At 44.6% G+C, this 20,979-nt stretch carries 18 protein-coding genes; 13 read left to right on the top strand and 5 right to left on the bottom strand.

Features of this window, described 5'->3' with window-relative positions; all coding sequences use genetic code 11:
* Window positions 1-68: 68 nt before the first annotated feature.
* A complete protein-coding gene (locus D2V05_RS15955) occupies window positions 69-758 on the bottom strand; it encodes a Crp/Fnr family transcriptional regulator (RefSeq protein WP_119648557.1) in 690 nt (229 codons plus the stop codon).
* Between the two features lie 119 nt (window positions 759-877).
* Between D2V05_RS15955 and D2V05_RS15950 the strand changes: the two genes are divergently transcribed.
* The 9 genes from D2V05_RS15950 to D2V05_RS15910 are packed head-to-tail and all read left to right on the top strand — an operon-like array spanning window position 878 to window position 10,802.
* Window positions 878-3,262, top strand: coding sequence for a heavy metal translocating P-type ATPase (locus D2V05_RS15950; RefSeq protein ID WP_119648556.1), 2,385 nt, complete (start codon window positions 878-880; stop codon window positions 3,260-3,262).
* A gap of 59 nt (window positions 3,263-3,321) precedes the next feature.
* Entirely contained in the window at window positions 3,322-3,528 is a 207-nt protein-coding gene (gene ccoS, locus D2V05_RS15945; RefSeq protein ID WP_119638492.1) for a cbb3-type cytochrome oxidase assembly protein CcoS, read from the top strand.
* A gap of 2 nt (window positions 3,529-3,530) precedes the next feature.
* Complete coding sequence (gene ccoN, locus D2V05_RS15940; protein ID WP_119638493.1) at window positions 3,531-5,732, top strand: cytochrome-c oxidase, cbb3-type subunit I; 2,202 nt, start codon at window positions 3,531-3,533, stop codon at window positions 5,730-5,732.
* A gap of 2 nt (window positions 5,733-5,734) precedes the next feature.
* Complete coding sequence (locus D2V05_RS15935) at window positions 5,735-5,923, top strand: CcoQ/FixQ family Cbb3-type cytochrome c oxidase assembly chaperone (protein WP_119638494.1); 189 nt, start codon at window positions 5,735-5,737, stop codon at window positions 5,921-5,923.
* 4 nt (window positions 5,924-5,927) lie between these two features.
* On the top strand, window positions 5,928-6,887 hold the full coding sequence (locus D2V05_RS15930; RefSeq protein ID WP_119648555.1) for a cbb3-type cytochrome c oxidase N-terminal domain-containing protein: 960 nt from the start codon (window positions 5,928-5,930) through the stop codon (window positions 6,885-6,887).
* Between the two features lie 49 nt (window positions 6,888-6,936).
* On the top strand, window positions 6,937-8,346 hold the full coding sequence (ccoG, locus tag D2V05_RS15925) for a cytochrome c oxidase accessory protein CcoG (protein WP_119648554.1): 1,410 nt from the start codon (window positions 6,937-6,939) through the stop codon (window positions 8,344-8,346).
* Between the two features lie 11 nt (window positions 8,347-8,357).
* Window positions 8,358-8,804, top strand: coding sequence for a FixH family protein (locus D2V05_RS15920; protein WP_119648553.1), 447 nt, complete (start codon window positions 8,358-8,360; stop codon window positions 8,802-8,804).
* Window positions 8,805-8,806: 2 nt separating this feature from the next.
* The gene (locus D2V05_RS15915) at window positions 8,807-9,517 is read left to right on the top strand and encodes a sulfite exporter TauE/SafE family protein (protein ID WP_119638498.1); all 711 of its coding nucleotides are present in this window, start codon (window positions 8,807-8,809) and stop codon (window positions 9,515-9,517) included.
* Between the two features lie 16 nt (window positions 9,518-9,533).
* Window positions 9,534-10,802, top strand: a complete 1,269-nt coding sequence (locus D2V05_RS15910; protein ID WP_119648628.1) for an acetyl-CoA hydrolase/transferase family protein — start codon at window positions 9,534-9,536, stop codon at window positions 10,800-10,802.
* Window positions 10,803-10,891: 89 nt separating this feature from the next.
* Here the strand turns inward: D2V05_RS15910 and D2V05_RS15905 are convergent, their stop codons facing one another.
* Window positions 10,892-11,713: a universal stress protein gene (locus D2V05_RS15905; protein WP_119648552.1), complete on the bottom strand. Its 822-nt coding sequence runs from the start codon at window positions 11,711-11,713 to the stop codon at window positions 10,892-10,894.
* 17 nt (window positions 11,714-11,730) lie between these two features.
* Window positions 11,731-13,089, bottom strand: coding sequence for an oxygen-independent coproporphyrinogen III oxidase (gene hemN / locus D2V05_RS15900; RefSeq protein ID WP_119648551.1), 1,359 nt, complete (start codon window positions 13,087-13,089; stop codon window positions 11,731-11,733).
* A gap of 183 nt (window positions 13,090-13,272) precedes the next feature.
* Here hemN and D2V05_RS15895 point away from each other — a divergent pair, with 183 nt between their 5' ends.
* Together D2V05_RS15895 and D2V05_RS15890 are read left to right on the top strand one after the other, a co-directional pair.
* A complete protein-coding gene (locus D2V05_RS15895) occupies window positions 13,273-15,117 on the top strand; it encodes a CBS domain-containing protein (protein WP_119648550.1) in 1,845 nt (614 codons plus the stop codon).
* A 2-nt stretch (window positions 15,118-15,119) separates the two neighbouring features.
* A complete protein-coding gene (locus D2V05_RS15890) occupies window positions 15,120-16,322 on the top strand; it encodes a succinylglutamate desuccinylase/aspartoacylase family protein (RefSeq protein ID WP_119648549.1) in 1,203 nt (400 codons plus the stop codon).
* A 60-nt stretch (window positions 16,323-16,382) separates the two neighbouring features.
* On the opposite strand, the gene D2V05_RS15885 is transcribed toward D2V05_RS15890, so the two are convergent.
* A complete protein-coding gene (locus D2V05_RS15885) occupies window positions 16,383-17,111 on the bottom strand; it encodes an energy transducer TonB (protein ID WP_119648548.1) in 729 nt (242 codons plus the stop codon).
* A 90-nt stretch (window positions 17,112-17,201) separates the two neighbouring features.
* On the bottom strand, window positions 17,202-18,170 hold the full coding sequence (locus tag D2V05_RS15880; RefSeq protein ID WP_119648547.1) for an ROK family protein: 969 nt from the start codon (window positions 18,168-18,170) through the stop codon (window positions 17,202-17,204).
* A 195-nt stretch (window positions 18,171-18,365) separates the two neighbouring features.
* Here D2V05_RS15880 and D2V05_RS15875 point away from each other — a divergent pair, with 195 nt between their 5' ends.
* Together D2V05_RS15875 and pckA are read left to right on the top strand one after the other, a co-directional pair.
* Window positions 18,366-19,157 carry a universal stress protein gene (locus D2V05_RS15875; RefSeq protein ID WP_119648546.1) on the top strand — a complete coding sequence of 264 codons (792 nt, stop codon included), beginning with the start codon at window positions 18,366-18,368 and terminating at the stop codon, window positions 19,155-19,157.
* 195 nt (window positions 19,158-19,352) lie between these two features.
* Complete coding sequence (gene pckA, locus D2V05_RS15870) at window positions 19,353-20,969, top strand: phosphoenolpyruvate carboxykinase (ATP) (protein ID WP_119648627.1); 1,617 nt, start codon at window positions 19,353-19,355, stop codon at window positions 20,967-20,969.
* The last annotated feature ends 10 nt before the right edge of the window (window positions 20,970-20,979 follow it).

Genomic DNA, 20,979 nt, shown 5'->3' with positions numbered 1-20,979 from the left:
TGATGCGATAAAATTAAACCTATGGATAGGGGGATTCTATGACAATTGTCAGGTTTGGGAATGTGGGCTTAAAAACCCTCTACCATTTCCATCAACTTGCGCTCATCTTTAATACCGATTTTCTTACCGGAAGTATGGATGAGCCCTTTCTTCTTGAACTCGGAAATGATACGGATGGCAGATTCTGTGGCGGTGCCCACAACATTGGAAATATCTTCTCTGGAGAGGGTAAGGGCCAAAAAGCCATCCTCGTCCTCGCCAAAATTGTTCTTTAGGTAAAGAAAGGCTTCGGCAATGCGTTGTTTTACCGTTTTTTGGGAAATGTTCACGATCACGTCATCGGCTTCTTTAAGATCGTGGGCCATATGACGCAATACCTCTAAGGTGAAATTGGGGTTTTTTTGCAAGGTATTGGTAATGCTTTCTTTTGGAATAAAGCATACCTCCATGTCCTGAACGGCAATGGCGGATAGGTTGGTACTCTCTTCGGCAATCACCGAACGTTGGCCCAGCACTTCGCCCTTGGTGGCCAATTTCACGATTTGGTCCTTACCGTTGGAACTAAGTTTGGAAAGCTTGGAAATACCATTTCTCACGCAATAGACCCCGTTGAGCTTATCGCCTTCTTCAAAGAGGGGTTCACCTTTTTTAATGGTCTTTGTGATCTTGGAGTCAGACACGTGTTTTAACTCTTCCTTGCTCATGGCACGAAGGGAGTTAAATTGTCTAATGATACAATTTTCACATCTGCTTTCCATACTGTTTAGTTTACCTGATTGAACAAAATTAAGGGATATGTGTCCACAATTTACTGATAAATATCATATTTTTAAGAAGCGGACTATCTCAAATTTGCGTCAGGTAAAGCAAATGTATAATGGCAGACTCAACCTGTTATCACTGTGGGGACGATTGCGGAAACCATGGGGTTCGGTTTGATGATAAGGATTTTTGTTGCAACGGTTGCAAGACCGTTTACGAGATTTTTACATCCAATGGTCTGGCTACCTATTATGAAATAGAGGCCAAGGCGGGAACCACACCCAATGAAATCCGGAAAAAGTACGATTTTTTGGACAACCAAGAAATTGTGGAACAGTTGGTGGAGTTCAATGAAGAAGGTGTACAGGTGATAAGTTTGAGTATTCCCACCATTCATTGTAGTTCCTGTATCTGGGTGTTGGAAAACCTGAACCGTTTGCATCCTGCCATTACCGTCTCCCAAGTCGATTTTCCCCAAAAGACCATTCGGGTTACTTATAAGACCGAAGATTTTTCATTGAAGGCCTTGGTGCTACTTTTGGGAAGCATTGGTTATGAACCTTATATCTCCTTGGAGGAATACAATAAGAAGGACAAAAAAGTAGATCGCTCCCTGATCTATAAATTGGGAGTGGCCGGATTTGCCTTTGGCAATGTGATGTTGTTTTCCTTCCCGGAATATTTTGAGGTACAGGAATTTTGGCTGGACCAATACAAAGTAGTCTTCCGTTGGTTGATGTTCGCCTTTTCCCTTCCCGTGGTATTCTATGCGGGCCAGGATTATTTTATTTCGGCATATAAAGGGCTTCGTTCCAAATTGTTGAACATTGATGTACCCATCGCCTTGGGAGTCCTTACCCTTTTTCTGCGGAGCACCATCGATATTGTATTCAACTTGGGCTCTGGCTTTTTTGACAGCCTTACTGGATTGGTGTTCTTTCTTTTATTGGGGAAATTCTTTCAACAACGCACCTATGCCTATCTTTCCTTTGAGCGCGACTATAAATCCTATTTTCCCATTGCGATTACAAGACTGAAAAGTTCCGGGGAAGAGGAGAACGTCCAGATTTATAATGTTGAGGTCGGCGACCGGATTTTGATCCGAAGTCACGAGATTATCCCCGTGGATGCTATTTTGATTAAGGGCCATGCCGAAATCGATTACAGTTTTGTGACTGGTGAATCCGAAGCTGTTTTTAGGGAATCGGGTGAAAAATTGTTCGCGGGAGGAAAACAATTGGGTGATGTGTTGGAAGTGGAGGTGCTCAAATCCGTCTCCCAAAGTTATCTGACCCAATTGTGGGGCAATTCCATTTTCTCCAAGGACAAGGTGAGCCATTTCCAATCGCTGACGGACAGTATAGGAAAACGCTTTACCATTACAGTTTTAACGATTGCAACCCTGGCCACTGTTTTTTGGTTGATTTACCTTCCCAGTATGGCCTTGAATGTGTTTACCTCGGTGTTGATCATAGCCTGTCCATGTGCCATTGCATTGGCGGCCCCGTTCACATTGGGCAACATGCTCCGCATTTTCGGTAAGCACAAGTTCTACCTAAAAAATGCCAATGTCATAGAAAGGTTGGCCAAAATTGATACCGCCATTTTTGATAAGACTGGAACGCTCACTACCAATCAGAAAGATGCCATTGTCTACGAGGGCATGGAACTCACAGAAGAAGAGACGGCGTTGTTGAAGACCACACTGAGGGCATCCAACCATCCGTTGAGCCGTTCCTTATATGATATTTTAAAATCCAATGCCATTATGACCTTGGATGAATTCCAGGAGCACACGGGCAAGGGGATTGAAGGAAGGGCAAAACAGCATTCCATCAAAGTGGGTTCAGCAGCCTATGTTGGGAAAGAGGCATCGCCTTCCATGACCAGTACCGCGGTTTATGTAAGTGCCGATGAGGATGTAAAGGGGCGATTTGTTTTCAAGAACACCTACCGGGAAGGAATTGGCGGCATTTTCGGAGAGTTGGGCGCCGATATGGATTTGGGAGTGCTTTCTGGGGATAATGATGGGGAGCGTCAACTTTTACAGCAGATATTGTCGGAGAAGACCGAAATGGCCTTCAATCAAAAACCTGAGGATAAGCTCGAGTACATCAAAGGGCTTCAAAGAGCACATACCGTATTGATGGTTGGCGATGGACTGAACGATGCAGGGGCTTTGGCGCAGAGCGATGTGGGTATTGCGGTCTCGGAGAACATCAACGTGTTTTCCCCAGCCTGCGACGGTATTTTGGATGCCACGAAAATGAAGTTGTTGCCCAAGTTCATCAAGTTGTCCAAAAGTTCGGTGAAGGTCATAAAGATGAGTTTTTTATTGTCCCTCTGCTACAATGTAGTGGGGTTGTATTTCGCTGTTACGGGGCAGTTGCAACCGGTCATTGCGGCCATATTGATGCCATTGAGTTCCATCAGTATAGTGGTGTTCACGACCGTGGCGACAAATTATTTAGGTAAGGGATTAAAAAATATTGAAATCTGATAAATGTCATTTTTTGCAGTAGAGCATAACAGTAGTTTTACCCTCAAATTAAGGTAGGTATGAGTGTTATTTATGTGTTGTTGGCCATTAGCGTCACTGTGGCCGTAGCCTTTTTTGCGGCCTTTGTCCTGTCGGTAAAAAGCGGACAGTACGATGATACGTACACACCTTCCGTTCGCATGCTTTTCGAAGACGAGATTGTCAAGGACAAGGATAAATCAGACCAGAATAATCAAAAATCAAACAAGAATAGTACAAACCAATAAATATGGAAATACAACAGTTCCGCTACGATAACAAAATCGTGCAAAAGTTCTTATACGCCACAATTCTTTGGGGCGTAGTGGGTATGTCGGTAGGTCTTTTGTTGGCCTTCATGTTTTTATTCCCCAATGTTACAGAGGGTATTCCGTGGTTGAGTTTTGGACGTTTGCGTCCATTGCACACCAATGCGGTGATCTTCGCATTTGTGGGTAACGCCATTTTTGCAGGGGTCTATTACTCCCTACAACGTCTGCTCAAGGCCCGAATGTTCAGTGATGTGCTGAGCAATATCAATTTTTGGGGCTGGCAGTTGATCATTGTGGCTGCGGCCCTTACTCTGCCCTTGGGTTACACGACCTCCAAGGAATATGCAGAATTGGAATGGCCCATTGACTTGGCCATTGCCGTGGTCTGGGTGGTTTTTGGCTGGAACATGATCGGTACAATCCTCAAAAGAAGACAAAGGCACCTGTATGTGGCCATTTGGTTCTATCTGGCCACCTTTGTTACCGTAGCGGTACTCCATATTTTCAACAGTTTGGAGTTGCCTGTATCGGCCTTGAAAAGTTATTCGGTTTATGCCGGGGTACAGGATGCCTTGGTGCAATGGTGGTATGGGCATAACGCGGTGGCGTTTTTCTTGACTACGCCCTTTTTGGGACTGATGTACTATTACGTGCCCAAAGCGGCCAATAGGCCCATTTATTCCTATAGGTTGTCCATTGTGCACTTTTGGTCCTTGATTTTCATCTATATCTGGGCAGGTCCTCACCATTTGTTGTATTCAGCTTTGCCGGATTGGGCCCAGAACCTTGGTGTGGTGTTCTCCGTGATGTTGATCGCTCCTTCTTGGGGTGGTATGATCAACGGCTTATTGACACTAAGGGGTGTTTGGGACAAAGTACGTAGCGATGCCACCTTGAAATTTATGGTAGTGGCCATCACCGGTTATGGTATGGCAACCTTTGAAGGACCAATGCTTTCCCTTAAAAATGTGAACGCCATTGCCCACTTCAGTGACTGGATTATTGCCCACGTTCACGTAGGGGCACTTGCTTGGAATGGTTTCTTGACCTTTGGTATGATCTATTGGTTGGTACCTCGAATGTTCAAGACCGACCTTCACTCCAAAGGATTGGCCAACTTCCACTTCTGGATAGGCACCTTGGGTATTGTCCTTTATACATTGCCTATGTACGTAGCTGGGTTTACCCAAGCCTTGATGTGGAAAGATTTTAACCCAGATGGCACCTTGGTATACGGAAACTTCTTGGAAACTGTGTCCCAGATTATCCCGATGTACTGGATGAGGGCCATTGGGGGTAGCCTTTATATCCTTGGAATGTTTGTACTGCTGTACAATGTGGTCATGACCATCAGGGCAGGTAGCAGGGTAGAGGACGAATTGGCCGAAGCACCTGCGTTGACAAGGGTATCCAAAAGACGTGTGGCCGGTGAGACCTTCCACAACTGGTTGGAAAGAAAACCGGTTCAGTTGACGATTTTGGCTACCATCGCCATATTGATCGGCGGTATTGTACAGATCATTCCGACCATTTTGGTGAAATCGAACATACCGACCATTTCCAGTGTAAAACCTTATACGCCATTGGAACTGGAAGGACGTGACTTGTATATCAGGGAAGGATGTGTGGGATGTCACTCCCAAATGATCAGACCTTTCCGTAGTGAAGTGGAACGTTACGGTGAATATGCCAAAGCAGGCGAGTTTGTTTACGACCACCCATTCCTGTGGGGTAGTAAACGTACCGGACCCGATTTGTTGAGGGTGGGTGGTAAGTATTCCGATAACTGGCACTTGAACCACATGTATGACCCACAGAGTACTTCTGCCGGATCCATTATGCCATCCTATAAGTGGTTGGTAAGGGATAGGCACGATCGCAGTGGCGTTCAGGCCAAGATGGAAACCATGGTAAAATTGGGTGTTCCCTACACTGAGGAGGATATAGCCAATGCGCCTGAAAACATGGCGGCACAAGCAGAACAGATCGAGAAAAACCTGTACTCCGACCCCGAGTTTGTAAAAACCTACGAAGCGGATAAAAAATTCGCTGCGGAGAACGGTCAGGATTTTGTGGAAATGCGCGATCGTGAGATTGTATCGCTAATCGCTTACCTACAACGATTGGGTACGGACATCAAGATCAAGAATACTGAAGAAACACTATCTCAAAACAAATAACCATGTTGAAATTTGTAAAGAACCATATGGAAACCATTGACGGGGTAGCAAACTACCCCATGATTTCCCTGCTGATCTTCTTTGTATTTTTTGTTCTATTGGGCTGGTGGGTACTGACCGCCACCAAGGAACACATCAAGGAGATGGAAGAGCTGCCTTTGGACGACAACGATCAACAAAACAAACTATAAGACTATGAGCACAAGAACACCTTGGTGGATACGCGTACCCGTATTATTCTTTTTGATCTTCGGATTGATGGAATACTTTATAGACTCTGGTGAAAAACCAGCAATCATCGAATACCCCATTACGCAGTTTTTTATGCTCTTGGTCTTGATGATCTTGATTGCCATTGAACTGATTCTGAGTTCCATTGAGAACATCATGTTCCAGACCCTTTCCGAAGAAGGAAAGGAAAAATATCTTGCTGCCAAGAACAAAAAATACGAGTGGACGTGGGCCAAGAATGCCATGAGCCGTCTTACCCGTAGCCGTTCCATCGAACGTGAGGGAGAGATCATCCTCGACCACAACTATGATGGAATCCGGGAGTTGGACAACGTACTCCCTCCGTGGTGGGTGTACCTTTTTTATGGTACGATCATCTTTGCCGTGGTCTATTTGGTGCGTTTTCATATTATTGGGGATTACGACCAAAAATTGGAATACGAACAAGAGGTGGCCGCAGCCCAACAAGCCATTGAAGAGTATAAGAAAACGGCCAAGGACCTTGTGGATGTCAATACGGTGGAGTTCCTTTCGGATGAATCGGATTTGAGTGCCGGTGAAAAAATATTCCAAAGCAATTGTGTGGCTTGCCATATGGCCGATGGTGGTGGAGGTATTGGTCCCAACCTTACCGATGAATATTGGATTTTGGGAGGCGGCATCAAAAATGTCTTCCACACCATTTCCGAAGGGGGTCGTGACGGAAAGGGTATGATCGCCTGGAAACAAAGCCTTAAACCAGCCGAAATAGCCCAAGTGGCCAGTTATGTGCTAACGTTGGGAGGTACCACACCTGCCAATCCAAAGGAACCCCAAGGGGATATTTGGGTTGACCCAGATGCACCACAACAGCCAGAGGGAACCGAATCTGAAACACCACCAACGGAACAGGTTTCAGATTCAACAACAGTGGCCATGAACTAGTCCACAGAGGACATGGCCTACAATTTATTTTTATAAACCAAAAAATGCAATGGAAGAGAACTTTAGGGATTCCATAGGCACAATCACAGAAGAAGGTAAAAGGGCGTGGATTTTTCCAAAAAAACCCAGTGGACGGTATTATGATTACCGGAAGTACGTTAGTTACTTCTTACTGATTTTTTTGATAGCAGCTCCCTTTATCAAGATCAAGGGCCATCAGTTTTTGATGTTCAATGTATTGGAGCGCCGCTTCAATATCTTTGGATTTCCATTCTGGCCCCAAGATTTCCATTTGGTGGTGATTTCCATGATCATCGGGGTTATTTTTATCGCACTGTTCACAGTGGCCTACGGCCGTATCTTCTGTGGATGGATGTGTCCCCAGACCATCTTTTTGGAAATGGTCTTTCGCCGCATCGAATATTGGATCGATGGCGATCGCGGTGCCCAAATGCGATTGGCCAAAGCCCCATGGAATGGCGAAAAGATCAGGAAAAGAGTGCTGAAATGGATTATATTTTTCATCATTTCCTTTTTCATTGCAAACGTATTTTTGGCCTATCTGATTGGTAGCGATAAATTACTCGCCTACATTACCGATGGTCCCATGGCACACCTTGGTACTATGGTTCCTCTATTGATTTTTACCGGGGTGTTCTATTTCATCTTTGCGTGGTTTAGGGAGCAGGTTTGTATCATAGCCTGCCCTTATGGAAGATTGCAAGGGGTGCTTTTGGATAATAAATCCATTGTAGTGGCTTATGACCACAAACGCGGTGAGGCAGAAAATGGTCGTAAGAAGTTCAGAAAGAATGAAGACCGTGAGGCTTTGGGATATGGCGACTGTATCGATTGCTTCCAGTGTGTCCATGTGTGCCCAACGGGTATCGATATTAGGAATGGAACACAATTGGAATGTGTGAACTGTACGGCCTGTATCGATGAGTGCGACCATATCATGGACAGCATCAACAAACCAAGGGGACTTATCCGCTATGCGAGTGAGGATGAGATTACCAAAAAGGACAAGTTCAAGTTTACCGCTCGTATGAAAGGATATACCGCTGTACTTGTTGTATTGGTAGGCATATTGATCGGGATGCTTTTCCTTAGGAACGAGGTGGAGGCCAACGTTTTGAGGTTGCCGGGCCAGTTGTATGAAAGAAAGGACAACAATATCATCAGTAATGTATACACCTACAAATTGGTGAACAAGACCACCAAGGATATTCCGGATGTATCTTTCAAGTTGATGTCGCATAGTGGAGAGATCAAAATGGTGTCCCAGGACAAGTTTACCGTTCCTGCAGAGCAACTGTCAGAAGGAACGTTGTTTATTGAGATCAATGCATCGGCATTAACTGGGGACAAGGACAAGTTGAAAATAGGAGTGTACAGTGGTGATAAACTCATTGAAACCACGGTGACCCAGTTTTTGGCACCACGGAGTTACAATTAAAAAATAATGAAATGAAAATAAATTGGGGAACAGGCATCGTGTTGGCATTTATCGGTTTTATTGGCTTTATCCTATATTTTGTGGTTAGGATGAGCACCGATGATAGGGCCAATCACGATTTGGTGACGGAGGAATATTACAAGGAGGAACTGTCCTATCAAAAACAGATAGATGCCTCGGAATCGGCTACCGAAATGAACGCCAACCTAAAGGTTGAAAAAACGGATGAAGGTTTGTTGATTTCCTTTCCGGAGCGCTTCGACCCCAAAAAGATAACAGGAACAGTGTCCCTATATAGACCGTCTAACAAGCACTTGGATTCCAACTTTCCTATAAGTTTGTCCAATACACATTTGCTCATACCTGACAATCGCTTGGTAGACGGTCGCTGGGACATTACCATTAACTGGCAATACGAAGGTAAGCCCTTTTTACATAAAGAGAAACTGACCTATTGATTATGTTGACCTCCGCGTTGGTATTGGGATTATTGGGAAGCTTGCACTGCTTGGGCATGTGCGGCCCCATTGCTTTTATGCTGCCCCTGGACCATGAAAACGTGGCAAAGAAAACAGTACAACTATCCATTTACCACGCGGGAAGATTGTTGGCCTACGGCATTATCGGAATACTGTTCGGGTTCCTTGGTAAGGGTCTGTCCCTTTTCGGGATGCAGCAAAAACTGTCCATAGGTATAGGTGTACTCATGATTTTGTTGGTGCTCATCCCCAGTAAATATTTGAACGGCCATAAAATTTTGACCCCCATTTATTCCATATTGGGAAAAGTGAAATCCAAACTTGGGGGTGAACTTAAGAAAAAGACCCCCGATGCCTTTTTGACCATTGGGTTTCTCAATGGCTTTTTGCCCTGTGGGCTCGTATATATGGCCCTCTTGGGAGCCATTGCATTGGGAGGGCCATTACAGGGAGGTCTTTATATGGTTCTGTTCGGATTGGGAACGGTCCCATTGATGTCCTTAGTGGTCTATTCCAAAGGAATGTTCAGCAATTCCATTAAATTTAAGATTCAAAAATTGATTCCCGTATTTGTGGTGCTCATAGGTATTTTGTTTATTGTACGGGGACTTGGTCTTGGGATTCCCTATGTGTCCCCAAAACCAATGTCCACAGGTTCTGTAACAGCGACCATTGAATGCCATCAACCCTAAAATCTATATATCCAAAGTGAAAATAACAACAGCTGAAGAAGCGGTACGTGTAGTAAAATCAGGAGACAGAGTATTTTTTCAAGGGGCGGCCATGACCCCGAATATTATTATAGATGCTCTTTGTGACAGACACACGGAAATCGACGATATTGAAATTGTATCCATCCACACCGAAGGAGAGGCCAGATATACGCAGGCGCCCTGTAACACCAGTTTTCGTCTCAACAGTCTATTTGTTGGGGGAAATGTGCGCAAGTTCGTAAACCAGTTTCGCGGGGATTATGTTCCTATTTTTTTGAGCGAGATCCATTTGTTGTTCCGCAGGGACATCATTCCTTTGGATGTGGCATTCATCCAGGTTTCACCACCGGATAAGCACGGATATTGTTCCTTGGGCGTCTCCGTGGACGTTACCCTTCCTGCCATTGAAAAGGCCAAGACGGTCGTGGCACAAATCAACCCGAAAGTACCAAGAACACATGGCGATGGTATCATCCATATCAGCCATATCAACTATGCCGTTGAGGTGGATCATCCCATCCATGAGCATGAACCCACGGAAATTTCCGAAGTGGAAAGACAGATCGGATACCACGTGGCCTCTTTGATTGAGGATGGCGCTACCCTACAAATGGGAATCGGTAATATTCCCAATGCGGTACTTTCCAACCTCGAAAATCATAAAAGATTGGGTATCCATACCGAAATGTTCTCCGATGGCATCCTACCGCTCATTGAACAGGGGGTCATTACAGGGGAAGAGAAAAAGGTAAAACAGGGCAAGATCGTAAGCTGTTTTGCCGTGGGATCCCGAAAACTCTATGATTTTATTGATGACAACCCCCTTTGCGATTTCAAGGAGGCTGCCTACACAAACGATACAGCGGTTATCCGAAAAAACCCGAAAGTTACGGCCATCAACAGTGCCATTGAAATTGATCTTACCGGTCAGGTTTGCGCCGATACGATCGGGTTTAAACAATTCTCCGGTGTTGGGGGCCAAATGGACTTTATACGGGGGGCATCCCTTTCCAAAGGTGGCAAACCCATTATCGCCATGCCTTCCATAACCAATAAAGGAGTTTCCAAGATCGCACCCTTTTTGCAGCAGGGTGCTGGGGTGACCACCACACGGGCCCACGTGCATTATGTGGCGACAGAATATGGAGTGGTTGACTTGTACGGTAAAAGCCTACAACAACGGGCCAAGGCCCTTACATCCATAGCGCACCCCGATCATCGGGAAGTGTTGGAGAAAGCGGCTTTCGAAAGGTTTAACGGCTAAACGTCAACCTAAGGCATAAAAAAAGGGGACAATTTTTTGGAATTGTCCCCTTTCTTGAATTACATGAAACCAATCAAAAATGCAATCCATTAGATTTTAAATGTGATCACGGGAGCTTCGGAATGGTTTGCTATGTCCTCTCCAATGCTGCCCATGAAGAAATGCGAAAGGCCTCTTCTACCATGGGTAGGGATTCCGATAAGATCGGCGGAAACCTTGTCACAATAGTTGAGTACTCCCTTCTCAACAGTATAGTCATTGTAAATTTCTACTTGCAATCCCATGCCGGCCGCATCCAAAAATTTGGAAATTTTGTCATAGGCATCGCCAGTGCTCAAAAATTCATCCCCTGGGGTATTGATGTAGACCAAATGGAACTTGGATTTTAGCAAGTCAGCCATTTCTTTGGCCTTTTTGAGGGCAGGTAGGCTTTCTTCCTCAAAATCGCTCGCAAACACAAAGGTTCTAGGCTGAAAATCCTCAACGTCACCTTTGATGACCAAAACAGGAACATCGGAGGTCCTTACGACCCTTTCGGTATTGGAACCGATAAAGATTTCCTGCAGGCCATCGGCACCATGAGATCCCATTACAATAAGGTCTGCTTTGTGTTTTTCGGCAATTTCGTTCACCTCGCTGAACACTTTGTAGTGTTTGATCACCGGGGTTACCTTGATGTCCTTCAAATAGGGTTTGTTCAAAAAGTCGGTGAATCTTTTTTCTCCGATCTTGATAAGATGTACCACCTGTTCTTGGGAGATATAGCCCGATTCACCCATAATGGCGGGAGAAAGCTCCAACATGTGTAACACCAATAGCTCGGCCCCATGCTCTTTGGCCAGTGAGGCGGCAACTTTCAGTGCCTTTTCGGATTGATTTGAAAAATCAACGGGTACAATTATACTTTTCATCTTTTTTGTTTTTTAGGTTAAACGGTCATGGAAAATATTCGGGTATCTGGTTTTTTTCTATGCAATTTTAAATCAAATGCCATACTGATGTTCCTCACAAAAGGCTTGCCTTTTTCGGTCACCCTGATTGTGCTGTCCTCAATTTCGACCAACCCATCAGTCTCCAATTCGGATAGATTGTCTCGAATTTTTTGAAAATCGGCCACTTGCTCTTCCTCTTCATTCCATGTGGTATTGAATTGGCACATGATGTTGAGGATATGCTTTCTCAGGACCTGATCCTCGGAACTCAAAATATGTCCCCTAAAAATAGGAATAACTCCATGCGCCACCAAATCTTCGTACTCTTCCACATTCTTCACGTTTTGGGCAAACCCATACCAGCTATCACTGATGCTGGATACCCCAAGGCCGATCATAAGTTGGGTCTTGGAAGCGGTATAGCCCATAAAATTTCGGTGTAGGGTGCCATTCAACAAGGCCAAGTATAAATCATCGGTAGGCAAAGCAAAATGGTCCATACCCACATCCTTGTAACCAAATTCAGTAAGCATTCTTTTTCCCATTTCATATTGGGCCTTTTTTTCCACGGAGGAAGGAAGGTCCGATTCGTTGTAACCTCTTTGCCCGTTACCTTTCAACCATGGCACATGGGCATAGCTGTAAAACGCAATACGATCGGGTTTTAGTGCATTGGTCTTGATGATGGTTTGCTCTACATCATCACAATTTTGAAAAGGTAATCCATAAATGATGTCGTGTCCTACGGATGTATATCCAATCTGTCTTGCCCATTCCGTTACGTTCTTCACATTTTCGAATGGTTGTATCCTATTGATGGCCCGTTGTACCGTCAAGTTGTAATCCTGAACGCCAAAGCAGACCCTTCTGAACCCTACATCATAAAGGGCCTGTAAATGCGCTTTGGTGGTATTGTTGGGGTGTCCTTCAAAGCTAAACTCGATGTCATTGGCTTTTTTGCCCAATTGAAGAATGCCCTCGATCAACATTTTTAAATGCTCTGGAGAGAAAAAGGTGGGAGTACCGCCCCCCAGATGCAATTCCTTGATCACGGGTTTGGACTCCATAATGTCCACATACAATTGCCATTCCTTTAAAACAGCGTTTATATAGGGAACTTCCACCTCGTGTCTTTTGGTGATGCGTTTATGGCACCCACAAAAGGTGCACATACTTTCACAAAAGGGGAGGTGTATATAGATGCTGATTCCTTCACCAGGATTTTCCTCAAAGGCCCTCAAAACAGAGGATTGCCATTTTTTTCCGGAAAAACTGTCCAAGTCCCAATAAGGAACCGTGGGGTAGCTGGTGTATCGGGGGCCTGGCACATTATATTTTTGAACTAATTCACACATTGGTGCATACCTTTACATTATAGTTCAAAATTACCTTGGGGAGTTCTTTCAAAATATGACAAATGTCAGTGTCAGGCCAAAACGGGCCACTTATTGGGGTAGTTGGCTGACAACTATCATATTTTCAGGATATGGGAGATTGTAAATTTATAGGATTGCAAAAGAAGTCCAAATGCTATTCCCATGGGAGAACATATAGTTGCAAGCCAGTTTGATGAGAAGGAGCGCAAAGCCTTTGTACGGCATTTGATTGACGATATCAAGGCCTTGGAGCTTATGATCCAAGAAGGACTCATAGAAAATGATGTGGTCCGAATCGGTGCCGAGCAGGAAATGTGCCTGATTAATCAGGACTATCGGCCCGCTCCAAGATCTTTGGAGGTCATAGAGGCTTTGAACGATCCCCATTTTACCACCGAACTGGCCAGCTATAATCTGGAGGCCAATCTTGACCCCGTTGTCCTGGAAAAGAAATGCTTCCATTTTGTACAACAACAGTTGGAAGAACTATTGAACAAAGCCAATGTAAAGGCCTCCGCTGTGGGAGCCAAAATATTGTTGACGGGCATTCTTCCCACCATAAGCAAGGATGAACTGGGGATGGATTTTATGACCCCTATACCGCGATATTATCGGATCAATGATATTTTGAAAGCATGGAGAGGAGATGATTTTTCCGTGCGGATCAAGGGGGTGGACGAATTGTCGCTCCATCATGATTCGGTTCTTTTTGAGGCCTGTAATACCAGTTTTCAGTTGCATTTGCAGATTGCCCCAGAGGATTTCATTAAAAGCTACAATTGGGCGCAGGCCATTTCGGGTCCCGTGCTAGGTGTTTGTTGTAATTCACCCCTGCTTTTAGGCAGGGAGCTTTGGCGAGAGACCCGTATTGCCCTATTCCAACAAAGTCTGGATACCCGAAAATGGACCAAGGCAGTAAAGGAGCAGGTGGCCCGCGTGGGTTTTGGTGAACATTGGCAAAAGGATTCCGCAGCCGAAATTTTCAAGCAGGACATATCCACACACCGCATACTGCTCACCAAACCCATTGAACCCTATTCCACGGAACTTTTAAAAGAGGGTAAAGTGCCCAAGTTGGAGGCGTTACATCTCTTCAATAGTACCATATACCGCTGGAACCGTCCCTGCTATGGTGTGGGAAATGGAAAACCGCACCTGCGGATCGAGAACCGGTACATACCCTCTGGCCCGACCGTTATTGATGAGATGGCCAATTTTGCCTTTTGGGTGGGGCTGATGGCCGGAAGGCCCCAACAGTTTGATGATATGCCGTCCATTATGGATTTTAGGGAGGCCAAACTTAATTTTTTGAGGGCGGCCATGAACGGAAGACAGGCCATGTTCTCATGGCTCGGCAGAGCCGTAACGGCAAAAAAACTGGCCAAGGAAGAACTTTTACCGATTGCCTATGCTGGTTTAAGAAAGTTTAATATCGATGAAAAGGATATCGGTAGACTCCTGGGGGTAATCGAGGCAAGGATCAGAAATGGTACGGGAGCTGAATGGCAGATCAAGAATTTCAGAGGCCTTCGGAACCAAATGAAATTGGATAGCGCCATCGTACAATTGACCAAGGCTATGCACAACAATCAGGAGACCCGACTCCCCGTGCATGAATGGAAGCCCATCGAGGGAATGGCCCAAACCACGGAAACGTTTCATTGGGTAAGCCAGATTATGAGCACCAAACTCATGAAACTCTACGAGGACGATTATGCCAATCTGGCCGTGGCCATCATGCAGTGGAACAACATCCACCATCTTCCCGTGGAAAATGGCAAAGGGGAATTGGTAGGCTTGCTCACATGGAGCCATATCGAAAAATTGGAAAAACTGGACAAGTATGAGGCCAAAGTGTCGGATATTATGATCAAGGAGGTCATCACCGTACAGCCCAAAACAGAAATAGAAACCGCTAAAAAATTGATGAAGGACCATCAAATAGGATGTCTTCCGGTGTGTGTTGAAAACCATATAGTAGGCATCATTAGCAAAGTAGATTTTTAAGCATGTCAAAAGTTCATAGCATAGCATTGGATGAAACCATGGAGGTAGATCGCGTTCTCGACCATTTACAGGGGAAATCGAGAGGGCCTACCGTGGTCTTTTTTGGAGGCATCCACGGAAATGAACCCGCGGGGGTGTTCGCCCTTCGGCATGTTTTTAAAGAAATACGGTCCAAACATATTCCCATTCATGGAGAAGTATATGCCATTACAGGAAATCTGGGGGCCTTGGAGCGAAGTATGCGATATCAGCAGGAAGACCTGAACAGGATTTGGTTTCCGGAGCGGATAAGCACCATTATGGATGAAAGGCAGGTTCAGCATGCGGAAGAAGATGAATTGAAGCACCTTTACAATCTGCTCCGGGATATTTTGGAAAATGGGAAGCCCCCTTTTTATTTTTTGGACCTTCATACCACTTCCAGTGACACTACTCCGTTTATGGTCATGAACGACAGTCTGTTGAACAGGAAGTATGCGTCTCACTATCCATTGCCCATTATTTTGGGTATTGAGGAATATTTGGAAGGAGCGCTCCTCAGCTACATTAACGAACTGGGTTATGTATCCCTAGGTTTTGAAAGTGGACAGCACAACGATGGCAAGGCCATCCAAAATTGTATCGATTTTATCCGATATTCTTTGGCCCTTACCGAAACTGTACCTATTTCAGAAAAGGAGAAAGAGAAATTGAAAGCGGCTATTTCTGCCATTGATGAAGTGCCGCATAGGTTCTACGAAATCTATCACCAACACCTTATTAGCCCTCAAAGTGATTTTAAAATGCTCCCCGGATTTGTGAATTTTCAGAAGATTCCCAAAGGGAAAAGTATTGCCTTGGTGCATGGGGAAGAGTTGAAAACAAGGAAACGGCGACAAATCTTCATGCCCCTTTACCAAGAGCAGGGCAATGAAGGATTTTATTTTATTCGACCTATTCCCAAAGTACTTTTATGGATGTCCAAAGAGTTGAGAAGGTTCAAAGTGGATCATTTGTTGGTGAGATTGCCCGGGGTAAAATGGAAGTCCAAGGAAAAGGATACTTTGGTCGTGGACCAAAGGGTAGCGCGTTTCTTTGCCAAATCATTTTTCCACTTGTTGGGATACAGGGCCCGTAAGTTTGATGAGAACCATCTCGTTGCAAAGAACAGGGAAAGAGCCTCAAAATCCCAAGACTATAAAGGAACAAATTGGTTCAAATCATAAAATAAGAAAAGGTCCAAATTATATTTTGGACCTTTTCCGCTTCATCTGCTAAGCCAACCCTTACTGCTTCATGATGAAGTTAATCGGTATACTGTATTTTACACTCACGGCTTTACCGCGTTGTTGCCCAGGTTTCACTTTGGGTAGGGAAGATATGATCCGAGCTGCTTCATCTTCCAACAACCTATCGGGACCTCTTTTTTGAATGCCGGTCACCCTTCCTTGGGCATCGATCACAAACTGTACATATACTCTGCCTGTAATCTGCATGTCCAATGCAGCGGGAGGGTATGTAAAGTTTTCCTTGATATGCTCCTGTACCTTTTGGTTGAAGCATTCCTTGCGTTCTTCTTGGGTTTGATAGATTTCGCATCCAGGGAAAACAGGCACGTACTCGATAATGGCAAAGGGTACCACGATTTCCTCTTCCACTTCCTCTACATCTACATCATCCACTTTAACAATGGCATCTTCAATGTAGGTATCCTGACTACTCTCTGTACTCTCGATCACAGTTTCTTCCACTTCTTCCACGTCTTCCACAATCTCGATCACATCCGGTGCGGATGGGGGTGGGGGTGGGGGAGTGGTTCTTATCATTTCTGTGATGGGAACATCTTCCTTAAGCTCGTCCATTACCTGCACAATTTCTGAAGCTTTGGATTCCTTTTCATAGACCTTTACTTCTAAGGATTGCCATGTTACAAACAATACCGAAGTAAGGCCTAACATGAAATAAAGACTACTATTGCGTCCTATTTCGGCATTTGGGTTCTTTTTTGGTTTCATGACTTTTACTATTTAACTAGGTTAAAGATAGCTAGGCCTAAAATCAAAAAACATGATAATAATCAGGTATTTAAAATGCGGATATTTTAATCAATTAGGTTGATTTTTATGATTTTCCCAAATTAAGGCTGCCGCCCCACAGATGGCGGCCGTTTTTCCTTCCATACCGGAAAGGATCAATTTCACTTTTCCCTTGTAGACTTGCAATAGGAACTTTTCAAAGTATTCCTTCAAGGGGTCCATGATCCATTTACCACTATTGGTGAGTCCGCCCATAAGGATAAAAGCTTCGGGTTGGGTAAAGGCCGTAAAATTGGCTAGGGCCTGTGCCATAATCCGGGCGGTATAGTCAAAGGCCATCAAGGCAATTTCATCCCCTTCTTCCGCAGCCTTGGTGATGTCCTCTCCATGTAGGTCATTGTAAGCAATACTACGAAACCTACTTTCAGTGAGATATTTGCTCTGCATGTACATAATGGTCCTTTTAAGTCCCGTTGCGGACACGTAGGCTTCCAGACCACCGCGAACACCAAGTCCGGTAAGCCTTCCATCTCCCATGGTCATATCAACATGGCCCAGTTCTCCCGCAAAGCCATCAAAACCGTCGATCAATCGTCCATTGGCCACAATGCCGGCACCAAATCCTGTGCCCAGGGTTATCACGATAAAATCCGTCATGTTCTTCGCACAGCCAAAGAGCATTTCGCCCAAGGCGGCCGCACTGGCATCGTTCATGATCCGGGTGGGCATATCCATTCGTTGTTTGAGCTTTTCGACCAAGGGTACGCTTCCTTTCCAGGCGAGGTTACTTGCATTTTCAATGGTACCATTTTTACTGGATGCATTGGGCGCGCCGATACCACATCCCAAGACATTGACGGGTTTCCCAAAGTTCTTGATGAGTTCCTCCGAAGTTTCCTTGATCTTGTCCAAATACTTGTCCAAATCCGGATAATCCTTGGTTCTGAAAATGATCTTGTCATGGCATTCACCATTTTGGTCCACAAGTCCCATTTTGGTTTGGGTACCACCTATGTCGATTCCTATTACTATATCCATAATTGGGGCTACAATTTTTTGAAGTTTTTAAATATAACCAATATGGGGACAAAAAAATAACCCGCCTTGCTTTTAAAAAGGAAGAATATTTCCTAATATCATGCAAAAGTTCAAAACCTGACTCCTGTCATATTTTAGGTCGTGGGTCGACTCTATTTTTGAAATAGGAGTTATGGAATAATTAAATAAATAGGTATGAGCAGTTTAAAAAAAATATTGGTTCCCTTTGATTTTTCGGAGGCTTCCTTGAATGCATTGGAGTATGTGACCAACTTTGTCGGCACGGAACGTTCCATAGAAATTTTTGCCCTTTATGTGAGCAGTATGCCCATTGATCCTAGCGATCAGGAAAAGCTTATCAAGGATTTTGGTAAGGTGTTGGAATCCATCAGCGTAAGGTTAAAAGTGATGCCGAGTTTTGCCACAGAGACAGGTGATGTTATCAAAACCATTCTGTCCGCCCAAGAGAAAAGCAGTGCCGATTTGATCATGATGGGTACGATGGGCGATAAGATTACGGACGAAGCGATTACAAATACTTCAAAATTGGTTCTTCAGGCCAATTGTCCGGTTATTTCCGTTCCATATGGATGCAGTATAAAGGAACCCAAGGATATTGCATTGGTCTTGGGAGGTGATAAAATAGATGATAAAGATGTGCTGAAAACCCTTTTGGATATTGCGAGGACCTTTGACTCCCGGGTACACGTACTGACCATTTACAAGGAATCCGTTTATGCCGAAGAGGCTGTTGAAGAGAATACGGAAAACCTTTTGGAGTACTACTTGGAGCATTTTTATGCCGAGCATACCTTCAATAAAAACCAAGATGTGGAGGAAGGTATTCTGGACTATATCAAAGAAAAGAATATTGACCTATTGACCATATTGCCAAGAAACCATACCATGAGAAGCACTCCATCCGAAGGACGTTTGACAAAATTGTTGACCCTTCACTCGGAAGTTCCGGTACTGGCCTTGGATTGACCCGATGGAGAAAGTATGCTGCCACTGCGGATCAATTTGGGGATTGCCATAAATCCGTTGGGTATATCGGCAGAAGACAACAAGTTCATTGATTATGTTAAGTAAGAGGGGGCAACGGCCCTCCTCTTTCTTTATATTGATTTAATGTTTGACTCCATGCTATGGAGTTTCTTAACCACTGAAAAACAAAAAAACATGGACACAACCAAAGACCTAGGCAAGTATGGATTGCACAATGTAACGGCCCATTGGAACCTGGACGCTGAAACCTTGCAAAGGATAACCTTAGAAAAGGGTATGGGCGTTGAGACTGAAAACGGGACCCTTTGTGTGAATACTGGAAAATTTACAGGGCGCTCTCCCAAAGACCGTTTTTTGGTAAAGGATGACTATACCACGGACAAGGTCTGGTGGGGAAGGATCAACAAGCCCGTTTCACCAGAAAACTTTGATAAGCTTTATGACGAGGTCGCCAAGTATTTAGGAGGGAAGGAGGTATACGTAAGGGATGCCTTTGTATGTGCGGATCCCAAATATCGGATGAACGTAAGGACCATAACCGAGTATCCTTGGTCCAACTATTTCATCAAGAATATGTTCTTGCGATTGAAGGAAAATGAGTTGGATAACTTTGAAGAAGAATGGTTGGTATTGTGCGCGCCTGGGTATGAGGCCCCAAACCCTTCCGATTTTGGTATCTTGAGTGGTAACTTCTCCATTTTGAATTTTACCAAGAAGATTGCCTTAGTGGCGGGTTCTGCCTATACCGGTGAAATGAAGAAAGGTATATTCTCAGCCCTTAACCTTATTCTTCCTGTGGAAAAAGAAGTACTTCCCATGCACTGTTCCGCCAATGTAGGGGAGGATGGCGATACTGCCATTTTCTTTGGACTTTCAGGAACGGGAAAAACCACGCTTTCTGCTGACCCGGACCGAAAACTCATCGGGGATGACGAGCACGGTTGGACCAAGGAAAATATCATTTTCAATTTTGAAGGTGGATGCTATGCCAAAGTAATCGATCTGACCGAAGAAAAGGAGCCCGATATTTTTAGGGCCATCCGACCTGGGGCCCTATTGGAGAACATAGTGTTTAAAAAGGGAACCAAGGAAGTGGATTACTTCGATAGTACCATTACCCAAAATACAAGGGTGAGTTATCCCATCGACCATATTGATAACATTCAGGTGCCATCCTACGCTTCAAACCCAAAAAATATATTCTTCCTGACGTGTGACGCCTTTGGGGTATTGCCACCGGTTTCTAAATTGACACCCGGTCAGGCAGCGTACCATTTTATTTCTGGCTATACCGCCAAAGTTGCGGGAACAGAGGCAGGTATCAATGAGCCTGTGCCATCGTTCTCTGCATGTTTTGGGGAGCCCTTTATGCCTTTGCATCCAACGGTTTATGCGGAGATGCTGAGCAGCAAAATGACGGAGGCAGGAGTGAATGTTTGGTTGCTCAATACGGGATGGAGTGGTGGCCCATACGGGGTAGGTTCCAGGATTAAACTGAAATATACCCGAGGCATGATCTCTGCCATTCTCGAAGGCAAATTGGATGATGTGGATTATGAGACCCATCCAATCTTTGGTTTGCACATGCCCAAGTATTGTCCGGGAGTGCCCTCCGAAATCTTGGATCCGATGAACACTTGGTTGCAAAAAGGGGCCTATGTGAGCAAAGCGATTCAGTTGGCACATTCATTTCATATTAACTTTGATAAGTTTGCGAGCCAAGCCTCCGAAGAAATTCTTAATGGCGGCCCGTTGATCGATTCGCATCATACGTTAACCGAACACCTGTAATATACAACAC

Source organism: Flagellimonas pelagia (assembly GCF_003584135.1).
GTDB classification, from domain to species: Bacteria; Bacteroidota; Bacteroidia; order Flavobacteriales; family Flavobacteriaceae; genus Flagellimonas; species Flagellimonas pelagia.
Note: the sequence above shows the minus strand (reverse complement) of the source record. Positions and strands in the feature narration are given on the sequence as shown.